17 protein-coding genes, 1 rRNA gene and 1 pseudogene are annotated in these 15,844 nt (G+C 39.6%); 11 read left to right on the top strand and 8 right to left on the bottom strand.

Annotation, left to right across the window (positions count from 1 at the left end):
• Positions 1 to 167 precede the first annotated feature (167 nt).
• Together rrf and GQR47_RS16395 are read left to right on the top strand one after the other, a co-directional pair.
• A 5S ribosomal RNA gene (gene rrf, locus GQR47_RS16390) occupies positions 168 to 282 on the top strand.
• A gap of 504 nt (positions 283 to 786) precedes the next feature.
• On the top strand, positions 787 to 1,380 hold the full coding sequence (locus tag GQR47_RS16395; RefSeq protein WP_024594707.1) for a hypothetical protein: 594 nt from the start codon (positions 787 to 789) through the stop codon (positions 1,378 to 1,380).
• 2 nt (positions 1,381 to 1,382) lie between these two features.
• Here the strand turns inward: GQR47_RS16395 and GQR47_RS16400 are convergent, their stop codons facing one another.
• Positions 1,383 to 1,763 carry a hypothetical protein gene (locus tag GQR47_RS16400; RefSeq protein WP_002959647.1) on the bottom strand — a complete coding sequence of 127 codons (381 nt, stop codon included), beginning with the start codon at positions 1,761 to 1,763 and terminating at the stop codon, positions 1,383 to 1,385.
• Between the two features lie 99 nt (positions 1,764 to 1,862).
• On the opposite strand from GQR47_RS16400, the gene GQR47_RS16405 reads away from it, so the two are divergent.
• Positions 1,863 to 2,303, top strand: coding sequence for a TerB family tellurite resistance protein (locus GQR47_RS16405; RefSeq protein WP_024594708.1), 441 nt, complete (start codon positions 1,863 to 1,865; stop codon positions 2,301 to 2,303).
• A gap of 17 nt (positions 2,304 to 2,320) precedes the next feature.
• Here GQR47_RS16405 and GQR47_RS16410 read toward each other — a convergent pair whose 3' ends face one another.
• Positions 2,321 to 2,887, bottom strand: a complete 567-nt coding sequence (locus tag GQR47_RS16410; protein ID WP_002959643.1) for an NAD(P)H-dependent oxidoreductase — start codon at positions 2,885 to 2,887, stop codon at positions 2,321 to 2,323.
• 119 nt (positions 2,888 to 3,006) lie between these two features.
• Here GQR47_RS16410 and GQR47_RS16415 point away from each other — a divergent pair, with 119 nt between their 5' ends.
• Positions 3,007 to 3,906, top strand: a complete 900-nt coding sequence (locus GQR47_RS16415) for a LysR family transcriptional regulator (protein WP_024594709.1) — start codon at positions 3,007 to 3,009, stop codon at positions 3,904 to 3,906.
• 21 nt (positions 3,907 to 3,927) lie between these two features.
• Here the strand turns inward: GQR47_RS16415 and norR are convergent, their stop codons facing one another.
• Positions 3,928 to 5,484, bottom strand: coding sequence for a nitric oxide reductase transcriptional regulator NorR (norR, locus tag GQR47_RS16420; RefSeq protein ID WP_024594710.1), 1,557 nt, complete (start codon positions 5,482 to 5,484; stop codon positions 3,928 to 3,930).
• Between the two features lie 160 nt (positions 5,485 to 5,644).
• On the opposite strand from norR, the gene GQR47_RS16425 reads away from it, so the two are divergent.
• Genes GQR47_RS16425 through hmpA form a run of 3 tightly spaced genes read left to right on the top strand, consistent with a single transcriptional unit; the run spans position 5,645 to position 8,348 of the window.
• Positions 5,645 to 5,914, top strand: coding sequence for a hypothetical protein (locus tag GQR47_RS16425; protein WP_007584928.1), 270 nt, complete (start codon positions 5,645 to 5,647; stop codon positions 5,912 to 5,914).
• The gene (locus GQR47_RS16430; protein WP_024594711.1) at positions 5,914 to 7,146 is read left to right on the top strand and encodes an NnrS family protein; all 1,233 of its coding nucleotides are present in this window, start codon (positions 5,914 to 5,916) and stop codon (positions 7,144 to 7,146) included. Before GQR47_RS16425 ends, GQR47_RS16430 begins: the two co-directional genes overlap by 1 nt.
• A 20-nt stretch (positions 7,147 to 7,166) precedes the next feature.
• Positions 7,167 to 8,348 carry an NO-inducible flavohemoprotein gene (hmpA, locus tag GQR47_RS16435; RefSeq protein WP_024594712.1) on the top strand — a complete coding sequence of 394 codons (1,182 nt, stop codon included), beginning with the start codon at positions 7,167 to 7,169 and terminating at the stop codon, positions 8,346 to 8,348.
• A gap of 69 nt (positions 8,349 to 8,417) precedes the next feature.
• Here hmpA and GQR47_RS16440 read toward each other — a convergent pair whose 3' ends face one another.
• The 3 genes from GQR47_RS16440 to GQR47_RS16450 form a co-directional block, all read right to left on the bottom strand.
• Positions 8,418 to 8,789, bottom strand: a complete 372-nt coding sequence (locus GQR47_RS16440; protein ID WP_024594713.1) for a hypothetical protein — start codon at positions 8,787 to 8,789, stop codon at positions 8,418 to 8,420.
• Entirely contained in the window at positions 8,789 to 10,396 is a 1,608-nt protein-coding gene (locus GQR47_RS16445) for a S41 family peptidase (protein WP_165724160.1), read from the bottom strand. Before GQR47_RS16445 ends, GQR47_RS16440 begins: the two co-directional genes overlap by 1 nt.
• A gap of 100 nt (positions 10,397 to 10,496) precedes the next feature.
• Positions 10,497 to 11,150 (bottom strand): endonuclease, encoded by a 654-nt coding sequence (locus tag GQR47_RS16450; protein ID WP_029753119.1) that lies wholly within the window; start codon positions 11,148 to 11,150, stop codon positions 10,497 to 10,499.
• Between the two features lie 231 nt (positions 11,151 to 11,381).
• Between GQR47_RS16450 and GQR47_RS16455 the strand changes: the two are divergent.
• Both GQR47_RS16455 and GQR47_RS16460 read left to right on the top strand, forming a co-directional pair.
• Positions 11,382 to 12,350, top strand: a pseudogene (locus tag GQR47_RS16455) (DnaJ C-terminal domain-containing protein).
• On the top strand, positions 12,350 to 12,670 hold the full coding sequence (locus tag GQR47_RS16460) for a chaperone modulator CbpM (protein ID WP_002959626.1): 321 nt from the start codon (positions 12,350 to 12,352) through the stop codon (positions 12,668 to 12,670). The pseudogene GQR47_RS16455 and the gene GQR47_RS16460 overlap by 1 nt, the downstream one beginning before the upstream one ends.
• 62 nt (positions 12,671 to 12,732) lie before the next feature.
• On the opposite strand, the gene GQR47_RS16465 is transcribed toward GQR47_RS16460, so the two are convergent.
• Positions 12,733 to 13,458, bottom strand: coding sequence for a membrane protein (locus tag GQR47_RS16465; protein ID WP_024595095.1), 726 nt, complete (start codon positions 13,456 to 13,458; stop codon positions 12,733 to 12,735).
• Between the two features lie 313 nt (positions 13,459 to 13,771).
• Between GQR47_RS16465 and GQR47_RS16470 the strand changes: the two genes are divergently transcribed.
• Complete coding sequence (locus GQR47_RS16470) at positions 13,772 to 14,152, top strand: hypothetical protein (RefSeq protein WP_024595094.1); 381 nt, start codon at positions 13,772 to 13,774, stop codon at positions 14,150 to 14,152.
• On the opposite strand, the gene GQR47_RS16475 is transcribed toward GQR47_RS16470, so the two are convergent.
• Positions 14,153 to 14,593, bottom strand: coding sequence for a PaaI family thioesterase (locus tag GQR47_RS16475; RefSeq protein ID WP_002959621.1), 441 nt, complete (start codon positions 14,591 to 14,593; stop codon positions 14,153 to 14,155).
• A 167-nt stretch (positions 14,594 to 14,760) separates the two neighbouring features.
• Between GQR47_RS16475 and lexA the strand changes: the two genes are divergently transcribed.
• Positions 14,761 to 15,378, top strand: coding sequence for a transcriptional repressor LexA (gene lexA, locus GQR47_RS16480; protein WP_024595093.1), 618 nt, complete (start codon positions 14,761 to 14,763; stop codon positions 15,376 to 15,378).
• Positions 15,379 to 15,844 lie beyond the last annotated feature (466 nt).

Genomic DNA, 15,844 nt, shown 5'->3' on the forward strand with positions numbered 1-15,844 from the left:
TTACCCGTGAGGCTTAACCATACAACGCCAAACGCGTTTTATGCGACAGTTTAGACAGAAGTTAATATAACTAAAGTAGATATTACTTAAGAAAGACTTAAAAAATATTATCAGATATTTTCCAAATTCAGTTAGTGCGTAGAGATACGAATTAACGCCCAAATTTGCTTGGTGACAATAGCGTTTTGGACCCACCTGATTCCATGCCGAACTCAGTAGTGAAACGAAACAGCGCCGATGATAGTGTAGCATTTGCTATGTGAAAGTAGGACATTACCAGGCTTCAAATTGTAGAGAGCCCGACTAGAAATAGTCGGGCTTTTTTACGTCTGCAGAAAAGTGAAATGTACGCAATTAACACACACTCATATCGCGACACAAAGATAGTGTAGCATTTCACTGTGGCTCTCCACCGCTGTGGGCACTACGACATCCTACTGCGTAGCGCACCGACTTCAAATTTTAGAGAGCCCGACTAAAAATAGTTGGGCTTTTTCACGTCTGCAGAAAAGTAAAATGTGCGCAGTTAACACACACTCATACCAACACCCATCATGTAGGTCGGGTGAGCTTAGCGACTCCCGACGTTAAAATCACATCTAGGAGTGTGTAATTAATATTTATAAAAGTAGGATTGTTAATGAGTACAGAGATATTTAGTCGTTAATCATTACTTAAAATTTTATCTAGCTATCCCGCTCTCATTTTTATATAGATACTTCTAATAAAGTACTTAAGAAAACTGTACTATTACAGGTGTTTTAAAATAATTATAACGAGAAACAAATGAAATTATTAACTGCAGCAACTTTAATAGTTGCTTCATCGACAGCTTTTGCACGCCCTGCACCGTTAGTGTCTATTCCTACTCATGATGCCTTTTTTAATAGTATTGCAGCGCATTGCGGTAAAGCTTTTGAAGGTGAAGTAGCGGTAGATAACGCGAAAGGCCCAAGCTCATTTACAGATAAAAAACTGGTTATGCATGTACGTAAATGTAGTGAGACTGAGTTACAAGTACCGTTTCATGTAGGAGACGATGCATCACGTACGTGGATCATAACTAAAACGGGTAGCGGCTTGAGTTTAAAGCACGATCATCGTCATAAAGATGGAACAGACGACGCATCAACTATGTATGGTGGCCATACGCTTGATGCAGGGTCTGCGCAGATACAGTCGTTTCCAGCAGACCAATACTCTAAAGAGTTATTTGTAAAACAAGGTCTTGCGCAGTCTGTAGGTAATACATGGCAAATGTATATTTACCCAGAAGTATTTACTTATCGATTAATTCGCCAAGGACGTGAGTTTAAGGTGGATTTTGATTTAACTAAACCGATTACTCCACCATCAGCACCTTGGGGTTATAAAGACTAAGGTTACTTACCCTTACTTGTATTTTCTTTAGTTTCGCATTGGAGTAAAACACTTAAATCTGGTTGGTAAGCGCGTGGTTTTGTTGGAAAGCGTTCGTACTCTTGCACGCCTTCAAGTACTTTCAACATAAAGGTATTGCCGCGGCATAGACGGTCAGCATGACGTAACAAAAATACACTTTGGTTGGTAAAGTGTTTGTAATCGTCTGACTGGATTTCTATTTTATAGTTGTCTTCGCCAATTTGTGTTTGGTAGTAATGTACTTTGTTATCAAAGTCGTAGAGCTTCTCGGTTTCGGCTTTTTCAGCAAGTGCAGTATTTGCACTCGAAAGGGCCACCAGCGTAGCGCCTATAAATAAGCGTGGTGTGTTTATTCCTTTCATAAAATGTATCCTTTAATTTGCGAACTTTATACCCATTAATAAGAGTAATAAGGTCGATTTCTTTACGTATTAGTCTAACACCCAAAAAGGGAAAGTGTGATGTTCAAACAAATAAAACAACTTTTTGCTGTATTCGATAAACAGCAGCCAAGTATGCAAGAGCACGATTTAAAAACAGCGGTTGCTGCATTATTAATTGAAGTTATGCGCGCAGATACCAAGCTTGAACATGATGAACAACGAACCCTGACTGTAACCTTAAAAAAGTACTTTAATTTAACAGACACTGAGGTTAATGAGCTTACTAATAATGCGGCAAGTAGCTTAGATGATTCGATAGATTACTTTCAGTTTTCAAAGCAGATTAATGAGCATTGTAGCGCGGCGCAGCGAATAGAAATAATAGAGTTATTATGGCGCTTAGCGTATGCCGATGGAGAAATAGATCCCCAAGAAGACTACGTTATACGTAAAGTAGCAGGGCTTTTATATGTAACGCATACCGACTTTATCGCCGCCAAAATAGCAGCGACAAAGTAAGTAGGCGTGCGTGCAAGTTATTTTAACTTACTTGCAACGCTTACTAACTGATGAGCGAGGGCTGATATTTTTTCAGCCGTTACAGGTTCATTTATTTGCCCATTTTCATTAAACAATGTATGCACAGCGGGTACTGCAAGTTGATCGGCAAGTACTAACGATCCAATGCCGCTTAATATATCACGCACATGATTTAAACCGCGTAAGCCGCCAAGCCCACCAGGCGATGCTGCAAACAAAGCAACCACTTTATTACGAAAAGCAGGAACAGCACCTTGTTCTGTGCGCGATGCCCAATCAATCGCATTTTTTAGTGCTGCGGTAATAGAGCCGTTGTACTCTGGGCTTGCTAGTAAAATACCGTCGGCTGTACGTAGCTTATCTTTTAAAAGCTGTACATCGCTTGGTGTACCTTGCGCTTCAATATCTTCGTTAAATAGTGGGATGTTTAATTCGTTTAGTTTTATTACTTCTACTTCAGCACCTGTTTGTAGAGCAAAGCGTGCTGCCTCATTAATAATTTTTTGATTAAAGCTTTCTTGGCGAAGGCTTCCAGCTAGGGCGATAATTTTTGGTGCTGACATGGTAGTGGCCTTTTAATGTTTTAAGTTACATGACTAATGTAGCAAAATTTCACTTGTAGAAAACCCTAATAAACGCAACACTTGTGTGCGTATATGCACATAAGTAAAAGGTAGGCAGCATGGCGATAAAATTTGAAGATTGGCAAGACGTTAAAGTTGCGTTTGAAGTGGCACGGTTAGGCACGCTAACAGCAGCGGCCGAGGAGCTTAATGTGCACCACAGCACAGTGCTTAGGCGAATTAATAATCTTGAAGAAAACTTAAATGCACGGCTTTTTCATCGCCATGCTCGTGGCTACAAGGTTACTGAAATTGGCACTAAGTTATTTGCAACAGCACAAACAATCCATAGCTCCTTAGAGCAGTTACATAACGATATAGTAGCGGCCGATAGCACCCTTAGAGGTAGTTTGTTGCTAACGACGGTAAGTGGCTTCATGGATGTCCTTGGTGATGTATGTGAGCAATTTCAGGCGCTACATCCACAAGTGCAGCTTGAGGTTATTTTAGAACAAAAAAGGCTAAGGCTCGATCACGGACAAGCACATATTGCAGTGCGTGCAGGCCCAAGACCTGATGAAGGCGATTATATTGCTCAGCATTTGGCGCAGCTTTCATCGGGTTTATACGCTAATAAACGTTACATTAATAAATACGGTATGCCTAAATTATTAATTGATTTACAACAACATAACTTTGTATCGGGCGTGGCAGGTTTTAATGCCCGCGTGCCTTATTTTGCATGGGCTGATGAACATATTCCTGCATCGCAAATAAAGCTGCGAGTATCTGAAACTGCAGAAGCGACTCGTGCAATCATTAAAGGGCTAGGCATTGGCGGATTACAACATGACGTAGCGGCGCAATATCCTGATTTAGTGCCTATATTGCACAGTGAGTTAAGCTGGCCTACCGATGTATGGTTAGTCACGCATCACTTAGTGCATCGTACTGCTAAAGTACAAGCTTTTGCAGGGTTGTTAAAAACACACTTTAGTAAGTTAGCTGCTAACCAATAGTTTTAGCTGTATTTTAAATGATTATAGTATTTTTTTTACTTCTATTCCTAGGCGTTTAGCCAAGCGTACTAAGTTTGCTCTATCTAATTCAAGTACTCTTGCTGCTGCCGACCAGTTGTAGTTATGCTGTTTTAATTGCTCGGTAATTATGTTGTATTGCAACGATTCTACAGCTTGTTTTAAAGGTTGGTTGATTAAGGCGTTCGCTGTACTTCGGCTCTCTGCTATAGGGGGTTGCAGCGCACTCGGTGTTAAATCACAGTGCTCGCTTGTAATGGTTATTATTGGATTTTGCCATTGGCTTTGTTTTGCTTTTAGGGCGCTGCGGCTAATGACATGTTCAAGCTCGCGAACGTTACCTGGCCAGTTGTACTGATTAAGCAATGCTTGCGCTTCGGGGCTTAGTTTTAATTGTTTTATCCCTAATTTACGGGCTGTTTGCTCAATAAAATAACCAGCTAAGAGTGTTATGTCGTGCTCGCGTTTACTAAGTGGTGGCACAGTAATAGGGTAGACACTGAGGCGATGGTATAAATCGGCTCTAAAGCGACCTTGAGCTACTTCTTCTTTTAAATTTCTGTTGGTTGCAGCAACGACGCGTACATCTACGTACTTTGGCGTGTCTTCTCCTACCGTTTGTATTTCGCCACTTTGTAGCACTCGTAATAGTTTACTTTGCATGGCCAGGGGCAGTTCGCCAATTTCATCTAAAAATAACGTGCCGCCATCAGCTAATTGAAATTTACCTTGGCGCGAATTTTGTGCGCCTGTAAAAGCCCCTTTCGCATGACCAAAAAATTCACTTTCAGCAAGGCTTTCGGGAAGTGAGGCGCAATTTAAGTGAATAAGCGGTTGATCTTTTCGAGCTGAATTTAAGTGAATATTACGCGCAACAAGCTCTTTCCCTACCCCTGTTTCACCTAATATAAGCACGCTAAAGTTAGATGCTGCAACGAGTTTAATGTCGTTTTTAAGTGTTTGCATTAGCGGGCTTTGGCCAATAATTTCGCCGCCGTCCCGTGTTAACGCTTCACGATTTAGTTCTTGCACTAATGCACTTGAGTGCTGTGCATGCTGTTTGTAATGGGCAAGCTCTAAAGCTGTTTTAAAATGCGCACTACACAGCGTTTGTAAGGTATTGAGTGTATCAGCGCTTATGCTGTTAAATGCATTGGCGTTAAGGCTATCAAACGTAAGTACGCCAAGTAGCGCGTTTTTATCATAAAGAGGTAAACCTAAACATGCATGTACCGGTATGTCGCCGGTTTTAGCTAATAGCAATCCATCGTATGGATCGGGTAGTGGGCAGTCGTGCGCAAATTGAAGCGCGAGTGTGCTTTTGCAAATAGCTTCTAGGCGAGGGTGTTCTACTATTTTAAATCGTCTGCCTAAACTGTCGGGCATTAACCCTTTAATTGCCAGGGGTTTTAATTGTTCGCCCTGAAGCACTAATAACGCACTTGCATCACTAGGAATAACCCGCTCAACCGTTGCTAGTAATTGATCAAAGCTATGCTCGTGTAGTGTACTTTGAGCAAGCTCTAGAGCAACTTGTGTAAGGTTGAATTGCTGGTTCACGTCAAAATGACCTGTTTGTGTTCTTATGAGTTAATTTATAGTAGGTCATAAAGACTCATACTGTAAAGTGATTTAATTTAACTTATTGAATTTAATTAATTAAATTTGTTGGCACAGTATGTGTAATAGCTAAGTAACGTAGTTAGTTACAGAGATCGCTATGAACACACTAATGCTGAATAATTTAAATAATCAAACACAGTTTAGTTCACTATACGAAACAGTATTATTTGCTGCCAATACTGCATTGGCTGTGAGTTTAGTGTGTATTACGGCAAGTATTTTAATTAGCTACCCGTTTGCTGAGTACTTTTCCATGGCGGTGCAAGTATCAGCTCATATTGGGACTATTGTTATTGCTGCTATTTTAAAAGTAAGTTACGTACTGCGCTGTGTTGCACAACATGGTTTAGGGCAGGAGGTACGATAATGCGCCCTATAAACTTAACTGAGCCAATGCCAGCACGCGTTGCTATTCATCAAGTATCTCGACGGCCGTTATGGATGCTAGCTTTTAGGCCTTTCTTTTTAGGCGGTGGCTTATTGGCATTTTTGTCAGTGGGGTATTGGCTACTTATTTTAACAGGCCATACAAGTTGGCACTTATCGATACCTGCGACATTATGGCACGCGCACGAAATGCTGTTTGGCTTTGCAGGAGTTGTAGCTGTTGGCTTTTTACTTACCGCAGCACAAACGTGGACAGGCGTGCCGAGCATAAGTGGCAAAGCCCTTATGTGGCTTACGTTTATATGGCTTGCAGCGCGCTTAGCATTTTTTGTAGCACTGCCAGATATTACTCATTTTAATTTATATGCTGCACTTACATTACAAGTTATTTGGTGGCTAGGCGCCATAACCGCGTTGGCTAATATGTTATTAAAAGCCAATAGCAAAAGTAACTATCCGTTTTTAGCTATTTTAGCTGTGCTTTGTGGGCTCAATGTATTGTATTTAATACTTGTTTTACAACAAAACATGCAGCTTGCACTTGGTGTGGTTGATACCGCAGTACTGGTAATTACTTTACTAGTTGGCATTGTTGCGGGCCGCGTTTTACCATTTTTTACCGCTAAAGGTCTAGGTTTAGCCGCACAAGTTCGCACTCCTAAAATAGATAAAGCGGTGATGTATTTATCTATTGTGGCTATCACTTTATTTTTCATCAACAAGTTGTTTTTGAACACGATTAATCCTGCGTTAGTTGTTGCAACTGTTGCTGCGCTTCACCTGCTTAGGGCTGGTTGTTGGTGGGATAGCAAGGTATTGAGAGTGCCGTTGTTATGGTCTTTACATTTTTCCTACTTAGCGTTAGGCGTAGGGTTAATGATGGTTGCATTTAGCTTTTATAGCAGTGCAATACAATTTAAAGATGCGCTGCACTTAATCACTATTGGCACAATAGGTATGATGATTTTAGCAATGATGACGCGTGTATCGCATGGTCATACAGGGCGTACACTCGCTATTCCTCATTACATGGCAGTTGCTTTTGCACTTGTGTTAGTAGCCGCTATTACTCGCTCATTACTCCCTTATGTTATTAGGCCTCACCTTGCTTGGCAAATAAGTGCTTTGCTGTGGTTAGTAGCTTTTTCATTATTTTTAATTCACTGCACACCTATATTAACGCGGCGTCGTGTTGATGGGCGTCGTGGTTAGTTCATCCATAGGAAACACATATGTTATCTGATAAAACCATTGAGATCGTAAAAAGTACTGTTCCGTTATTAGCGCAGGCGGGTACGGTTGTTACCAATCATTTTTATAAGCGTTTATTTAGTCATAATCCTGAGCTTAAAAATATTTTTAATATGGCGAACCAAGATACAGGTCGTCAGCAATTTGCACTTTTTAATGCATTGGCTGCGTATGCACAAAATATTGATAATTTAGCTGTATTAAAAGAAGCGCTAACACGTATTAATCATAAGCATACAAGCTTGAATATTTTACCTGAGCATTACCCTATTGTAGGTGCACACTTAATTGGTACGCTTAAAGAGCTTCTTCCGGAGCAATTTACTCCCGATGTTGAATACGCTTGGCGCGAAGCTTACGGCGTACTTGCTGATATCTGTATAACCGAAGAAGCTGCTTTGTATGAGCACAGTAAAAATAAACACGGTGGTTGGGCGGGAACTCGCCAATTTAAAATAACCAACAAACAGGCTGAATCAGAACTAGTAACAAGCTTTACACTTACGCCAGTTGATGGCGAAGCTGTTATTACACATAAACCAGGACAGTATTTAGGTATTAAAGTTAAGCCAGAGGGCGCTGAATATGAAGAAATTCGCCAGTATTCTATTTCGCAAAAAAGTAACGCTAAAAACTACCGTATTAGTGTTAAAAAAGAGCTACAGCCAAAGCCTGGTATGGTGTCTAATTATTTACACTCATTAGAGCAAGGCACTATTGTTGAGTTATACCCGCCGGCAGGAGACTTCTTTTTACGCAATAACACAAACCCAGCGGTACTCATTTCAGCAGGTGTTGGGCAAACACCAATGCTGGCTATGCTTGAAACGTTATTAAGTGACAACTCTAATCAAGAGATTATGTATTTACATGCCTGCGAAAATAATCAGCAGCACTCGTTTTCAAAATATTTATATGATCTAACAGCACAGAATAACCGCTTGAAAACAATAACGTGGTTTAACCAAGCGGCAGGGGGCGCTGACTTTACTGGGTTAATGAACTTAAGCGTAATAGAAACACAGCTACCATTAAGTAATGGCGACTTTTATTTATGTGGTCCTGTCGGTTTTATGGCATTTATAAAAAACCAGTTACTTGAACTAGGTGTTAAAGACGAGCAGATTCATTATGAAGTGTTTGGCCCGCATGAAGACTTGTAATAACGCTTTAAAATAGAAAAAGGCGTGCAGCGATATGCTGCACGCCTTTTTTATAAACTTTAAAGTGCCTTATAATTCTTTACAGGTCACACCTTTAAGTACTGTAGTAAGCTCTTTTTTAGGATAGTAAAGCTCGCATTGGTTATTACGTAGTTGCAAAATAAACTTCTCAGATTTTATATTATGCGCGCCCATAATTACTCTGCCATCAGACCCTTTACTCATTGCATGATCAATTAGCAGTTCGCTACGTTTAGTAAATACGGAATCGGCAAGTGTTACTAATGCGCCTCCCTTAGCTTGTTGAATTGCCTGTTGTAGTGTTGCAATAACGCTGGGATTAACGCTCGTTAATATAGCGGGTTTAGCGGGCTCACTATTTACACTTTGGCATCCTCCCAAAGCGAATAAGGTAGCTAATGGGAGTAATAATTTAGCCATTATCTTTCCTCACTCAGTGTTGGCCAAGTTAAGTCCATATTACGCTGGGTAAATTGCTCAGGCATATTTAAAGGAATGAGAGATTCACGAGAGCTTGAAAAAGTAGCTGGCTCTGCTTTTGCAGCAGCCGTTCTAATTGGGCAACTGCCATTTTCAACATGAAACAATGCGGTGGCTAAAACGGCCTCGTCACTGTCGCCTAACTGATGATCAAAGTCGTCCTCAATTTCACAACCTTGAACATCAGCATCAAATTGTGGCGTAGGGGTTGGTGTAAAACCCGCAGCGTATTCGCCAAATCCTTTGCTATTTACCCCACTAAATTGAATAGTGTAATAGGTTGTTGCGCAGTTATGAGTTGGGGTAAAGCCATAGGGCTTACCGCAGGTTGTATCGCCAATTAAAATAACTTCTGCGTCTATACCTTTTAAACCATTAATAAAAGCTTCTGATGCCGAACAGGTGCCTGATGTGCTTAATACATAAACCTTCGATAAGTTTAAATCAGGTAGGTTTTCACCTGTGCTAAAAAAAGTAGAGTAATCTATTTCTTCATCAATAAATGGAAAAGGCGAATCAACGGGTTGTTTATCGTTTTGTTGAGTTTGATAATAAAAGCGGTTGTTAACGTTGGCATTACCGGCAACCATATAAGCCAATTGTGCCGACAGTGCTAATAAACCACCACCGTTATATCTAAAGTCGATTACAAGCTCATCAATACCATCGGTTTTAAACTTATTTACTGCATCAATAAGCCCTTCTTGGGCAATGCTTATATGACTATTAAATTGCATGTAACCCACGCTTGAACCATTTGCGGTTGTAATCGTTTTAACATTTTGAACCGGTGTTTGTTCAATATTGCCAGCGGTTACATTAAATGTTTTTTCGGCGCCATCGTTACTGCGTACAACAATAGTATGTGAGTCGCCGTTAGTAGGACTAAATAAGCCTTCGTTAAGCGTATCTACACCCGACTGTGTATTGGTATTAATGCTAACACCGTCAACTGAAAGTACAGTATCACCACGTTGAAAGCCTATTTGGCTTGCAGGTGAATCATCTTCAAGATAAGCGACGCGTAAAATACGGTCGGCTGTATCGCCAATAAACGCCCAATTTATACCGTAACCAGAAGTAACGCCCGATTGCGCTTCTTGAAAGTAATCTTCAGTAGGTTCTGAAAAATGAAAGTTATCTTTTTTTGCCCCTGAGTCGGTAAGCTGCTCTGTTTTTAATTGGGCAAAATAATCGGCTACTGTGGCAAAGCTTTCAGGATCGTTATCGGCAATCTCATCATACCAAAGGTAGGTTTCGTCGCTCCAAGAGCGAAGCCAGAGTTTTTCGTAAAGGGCAGAACCGGCTTGATCTGGGTAAGGCTCGTTGTTATTAAAGGGATCGTTACCCGTACGCGGGGTTTCGCAAAAGTTTTTTAAATCGTTAGAGGGTTCAAATACACCCGCAGTCCATGTTGGACTGCTACTAACAGGTGTTGTAACTACAGGGGCTGAGTCGATGCCGCTACCACCGCCGCCACAACCGGTCAAAGCAAAGCCCGCAAATGCAGTGAAAATGGCAAGCGAGGTTTTATTATTTTTAAACATAGGTAAGGGCTTTTTTGTAAATAAGTTGTTTAAAATATTACAACACTCGCTCGTTTATTCAACATTTATAACTTTGATTTATGTAAATGAGTGTTAAAGCTTAGAGCTTACTCGCACTACTTGTATCTGCGAATGCTTGCTTTTGCCATGCATTAAATAACTTTTGCTGTTTATCAGAGATTTTTAAACCGTATGTTTTTTGCATGTAAGCGTAGGTGTCAGCTATACGTTTTCGTGCATAAACAGGCGGTTCAACTACACGTTGCTTAAAGTTTACTTTTACTTCGCAACGACCATATTGTGTGGCGTTTTCGCTAAGCATACCAAAACGATAATTAGAGCGATCGGCATTAATTTCGCCAATAGCTGGCGCTAAGTTATTTATATCAGCTTCCATTTTTCTAAATTTAGCACTTACTTTACGGCAGTTTTTACGCCCGCCATCTTGCCAGCATTGTAGCTGGTGACCAAATTCCCACGCCGGAACAATGTGCTCCCACTCAATGCGTAGTGCTCGCACATTTACTTTGCCTGAGCGGGTAAGGGTATTTCGAGGAATGTAACCACAGTTAGACGGATCAGGAACGAGTTTTTTGCCTTCTTTTTTAATGTCGCAACCGCAGTAAATGCTTTTGGCGTTGTCAGGTAGGGTTTTAATTAAATGTCTTTTAGCCGTTGAAAAACGGGTAAATTGTTCGGCTGATACCGAAGCGCACACACAACAAGCCAATAAGGCCAGAATAAATCGAGTCATATCCATCACAAATGTGAACTACAGGAATAGGCAGTTTAAAGCCTTGAAGATAAAAGATAAAGTTAACTTAAGGCCTACGCTTATATTACTAAAAAGTGCCTGATTAATTTTTTACTCAAAGTTATTTTCACTATTCATTTATTTCTCACTATTTATCGTATTTTAACCACACAAGGTTACCCGTTAAGGAGTATGCTTAAAGCTTACTCAATATGAGGATTTGGATTGCAAATGAAATTTGTTGATTATTATGCAGTGCTTGGAATATCGCCTGATGCAGATGATAAAGCGGTTAAAGTAGCTTATAAAAAGTTAGCCAGAAAATATCACCCAGATGTAAGCAAAGAGCCTCAAGCAGAAGATAAGTTTAAAGAAATAGCAGAAGCTTACGAAGTCATTCATAACAAAGAATAACGTGTAAAATACGACGAGTTACGTCGTCACCAACAAAATCGTGCTCGTCAACAGCAAGGCCATTATGGTGGTAACAATGCCTCTTCGCAAAGTAATTACCAGCAAAGCGATCCTCAAACCGACCAAGAGTTTTCTGACTTTATTAATTCAATGTTTGGCGGAGCTGGTGGATTCGATCGTTCCGGGCAAAGCAGAAGTAACGCCGCTCGCGCGCAAAAAGGACAAGATGTGGAAATAGAGTTCCTAATTTTTCTTGAAGAGACTTTAGTTGATACCGTGAAGCCTGTTGAGTTTATGTTACCGCAGCGAGACAGCAGTGGCCGTGTTACTGAAATTAAAAAATCACTTAAAGTGAAAATTCCTGCAGGCTCAGTAAATGGCGAGCGAATTCGACTAAAAGGGCAAGGCGGGTTAGGGTCAGCGAATGGGCAAAATGGCGACTTGTATTTACAAATTAGTTTAGTGCCTCACCCATTATTTGATGTTGAGGGTCATAACCTAAATATAGTTGTCCCTCTTGCACCATGGGAAGCGGCTCTTGGTACAAAGCTAAATTTACCTACGTTGACAGGTAATATCCAATTAACTATTCCTTCTAATAGTCAGTCTGGTCAACGCTTACGTATTAAAGGTAAGGGATTAATGAGTAAAAAAGCCAAAGGTGATTTATTTGCTGTGCTTAAAATTGTTAATCCAACATCTATTGATGATGCCAGTAAAAAACTGTGGGAAGAATTAGCCGAAAAAGCTCACTTTGATCCCCGTAATAACTGGAGCAAACCATAATGCAAATTATCGTGACACAAAAAGACGATTTACTTACTAGCAAAGAGCTATGTTTGAGCAGTGATATTAGCGAAGCAATTTTATATGAGCTAGTTGAGCATAATATTGCGGTTCCAATTGAGGGGGAGCATGTTACGCAGTGGCAATTTACGGTATCTGCAGTGACCTTAGTTAAAAAAGCGGCCCGTATCCAGCATGACTTTTCGTTAGATTGGTCGGCAATAGCTTTAGTTTTACAATTGCTGGATGAGCGTGATGAGTTGATTTTCGAAAACGAAATGTTAAAGCGACATTTGAGTCGATTTAAGCACTTGGAATAAAACAAGCCCTAGGCTTATTTACTCTTTGATAAGTGGGCGCTAGCTCTCAAAAACCAATATGACTACTTTGATTTATTCTTATTTTTAATTCGGATAAATCGTTTTAGTCGTATATTTTGTATAAGTAATAATATTCCACTTAAACAAAAAAGTACGCTGGTTGCTGAAAAGCTAATAAGCAGCGGATTATTAAAATCCTCTCGCTCATCGTAATCCATAATATGTAACATCCAAAAAAAGTCGAATATTCGCCATAGCGTGCTGCGAACGGTGACAACTTTGCCGTTATTTTCTGACAAGTACAGTGTTGTGTTAAATGTGTCGTCAAATTGTACCTGCCAAACATTGGTTTTATATCCAACTTCTCGCATACCTTGCTTTAGTAGTACAGCGCTTGTTACTTGAGCATCAATAAGTAAGTGTGCTTTAGCATTTGCGGTAATTTGTATTTTAGTTGGCGGTTCAAATGGTCGGCCTGTTATGCCATTGAAGCTTTGCTGCTCGTTATTACTAAAGACAGTAATAAGTGGTGTAGTTAAGAAGTTCTCAAAAATTATTTGTGTTGGATTAACCACCTGAGAGGCAATATCGTCAAGGGAAGCAATATAATCAGCCTGCGTAAATGGATTATTAAGAGTGCGTGTTGCAAGATGCTTCCCATGAACTTTATCAAGAGGGATTGCACTCATAATTAAACCACCTAGTAACCATGCTAAAATTTGTAGTGCTAATAAATAACCTAACCATTTATGTAACTTGCGAGCATGCTTAAATATTTTTTTATTCATGTTTTAGTCTTATTATTTTTAGAGGCTAGTTTATTACATTAATAGGATAAGTTACTGCGACATTTTGTCGCAGTTTAAACTATAGCTTACTGTAATCATTTAAAAATAAAAAAGATTACACTTAAATTCCTAACATGACTTATCTGTTTAATTGAGCTAGATGTTTGATATCCAGCTAGCTTTAAATGCTAAAAAATACTTAAAAGCTACGAAATATCCATATAAAGTGGTTAATAGAGCATAGTTGATTTGGTATAACGGTAAAACTGCGTTAAAGTTTGCAATGAAATTATTAGAGGATAAATACGAAACGATGTCGGAAATTCAATTTTTAAATGTAGATCTTGAGCTTGAATCAAAGCAAGATATTAGTTTGCTAGTGGCGGACTTGAAAAAAGTCGCGACGATTTTACATTATGACAAAGACGAATACCGTCAACTAGCACGTATTGAAGCTACAGGTGAGGTGAGCACACCTGATAAAGCCATAAACCATATATGTGAGCTTATTGAATCGTGTTCGCGTAACGCGCTAAAGCAATGGTTAAGTTGTTCACGTAGAACGTTTGATATTGGTTTTGAATCAGGGACTTCTCCTAAGTGCTTTAATCAAGCCTTAGATGCAGATACATTATTGCGTATATCTGCGATTGGTGCGGGTATGGAAATTACCATTTACCCAATCGAAAAGTAACTATCTTCGCTCTACGACTGCTGCGGTCATTTTTGATACGCAGCACAGCTCATTGCGGCTATTTGTAATTTTTATTTCCCATACTGAACTACGTTTGCCAATATGAAACGCTCTAGCCGTTGCTGTTAAAGTGCCGTTGCGAGATGCTTTTAAATGACTTGCGCTAATTTCCTGCCCTACACAGTAAAATTTAGTAAAATCGACAACAAAGTTAGCGGCATAGCTGGCAACTGTTTCGGCAAGTACAACGTTAGCACCGCCGTGAACCATCCCCATTGGGTTATGATGCTCAGGAATTGCCGGCATTGTGGCAACCAAATAATCATCGCCAATTTCTGTGACTTCTATCCCCATAGTTTTCATTAATGTTCCTTGGCCATTAACGCCTTGCTCTAACTGCTTGCACAGCTCTAAGGTGATGGGCTGGTACCAAATACTCATAATGTCTCCTTTGCATTTTTAATCATTTATAAACTCAGCTTTAGTTATATCCCTAAAATGTACACAAGTGAAATTACTTTAGCTATTTTAAGGCTTAATTTAAATTTGCGATTTTTATTTAACTGTATATACTCACAGTTAAATGTACTGTATGGAAAACCAGTTGTATGCGACCATTAACGAACCGCCAAGCTCAAATACTCGAACTAATTAAAGTTTTTATTAAAGACACTGGTATGCCTCCTACACGTGCTGAAATAGCGCAAACATTAGGTTTTAAAAGTGCCAATGCTGCTGAAGAACATTTAAAAGCACTTGCTAAAAAAGGCGCAATTAAAATGAAACCAGGTGCAAGCCGTGGTATTCAATTAATTGAAGAAGAAGAGCCAGAACAATTAGGTTTACCGCTTATAGGGCGTGTTGCTGCTGGTTCACCTATTTTGGCGCAAGAGCACGTTGAAAGTCACTGCAAAATCGATCCATTAATGTTTAAACCGGCTGCAGATTTTTTACTACGCGTTAACGGTATGAGCATGAAAGATATTGGTATTATGGATGGTGATTTACTTGCTGTACATCGTACTCAAACCGCTGAAAATGGACAAGTTGTTGTTGCTCGCCTAGACGAAGACGTAACTGTAAAACGTCTTGAGAAAGCGGGTCGTAAAGTATTACTTCATGCTGAAAACGACGATTTTGACTCTATTGAAGTAGATCTTGAGAATGAGTCTTTTAATATTGAAGGCTTAGCCGTTGGCGTTATAAGAAACGCTGATTGGATGTGACTTTAAAAATAGCTTTTAAACAAGCAGCTTTATAAATGCGTACTAATTAGTACGCATTTTTGTTTTAAAATTTGTACTAAAAAATAGGGCGTAAACAGCCCACTGACTATTTAAGCTGTAAACTTTTTTGCACTTATATTTTCCCCCTCCGAATGCGTTAAACCCCTTTGTTTTGCTCATATTTTGAACTTTCTGTTGCCCAGTTGATTACCGATTTTTTATTAATTATTCAATATCACCTGATTGTTTTTTATACTAAAACTTGCTTGTTGTTCGTTTTTTAGCTAATTGTTAATGTGCTGAGCTAATAATAACTCACAGCTTTTTAGTTTTGAGAACACACAATATACACAAACTCGTTGTTGGCGCAGCAAAACCAATCAATATTAAATAAGATTGGCTAAAAAAATAAAAATAACGAATTGGCGTTTAAGCCGTATGCCTCTTCGCTTTGCATTCGCAATAG

Origin of the sequence: Pseudoalteromonas sp. Z1A2 (assembly GCF_011378755.1) — a bacterium.
GTDB classification, from domain to species: Bacteria; Pseudomonadota; Gammaproteobacteria; order Enterobacterales; family Alteromonadaceae; genus Pseudoalteromonas; species Pseudoalteromonas distincta.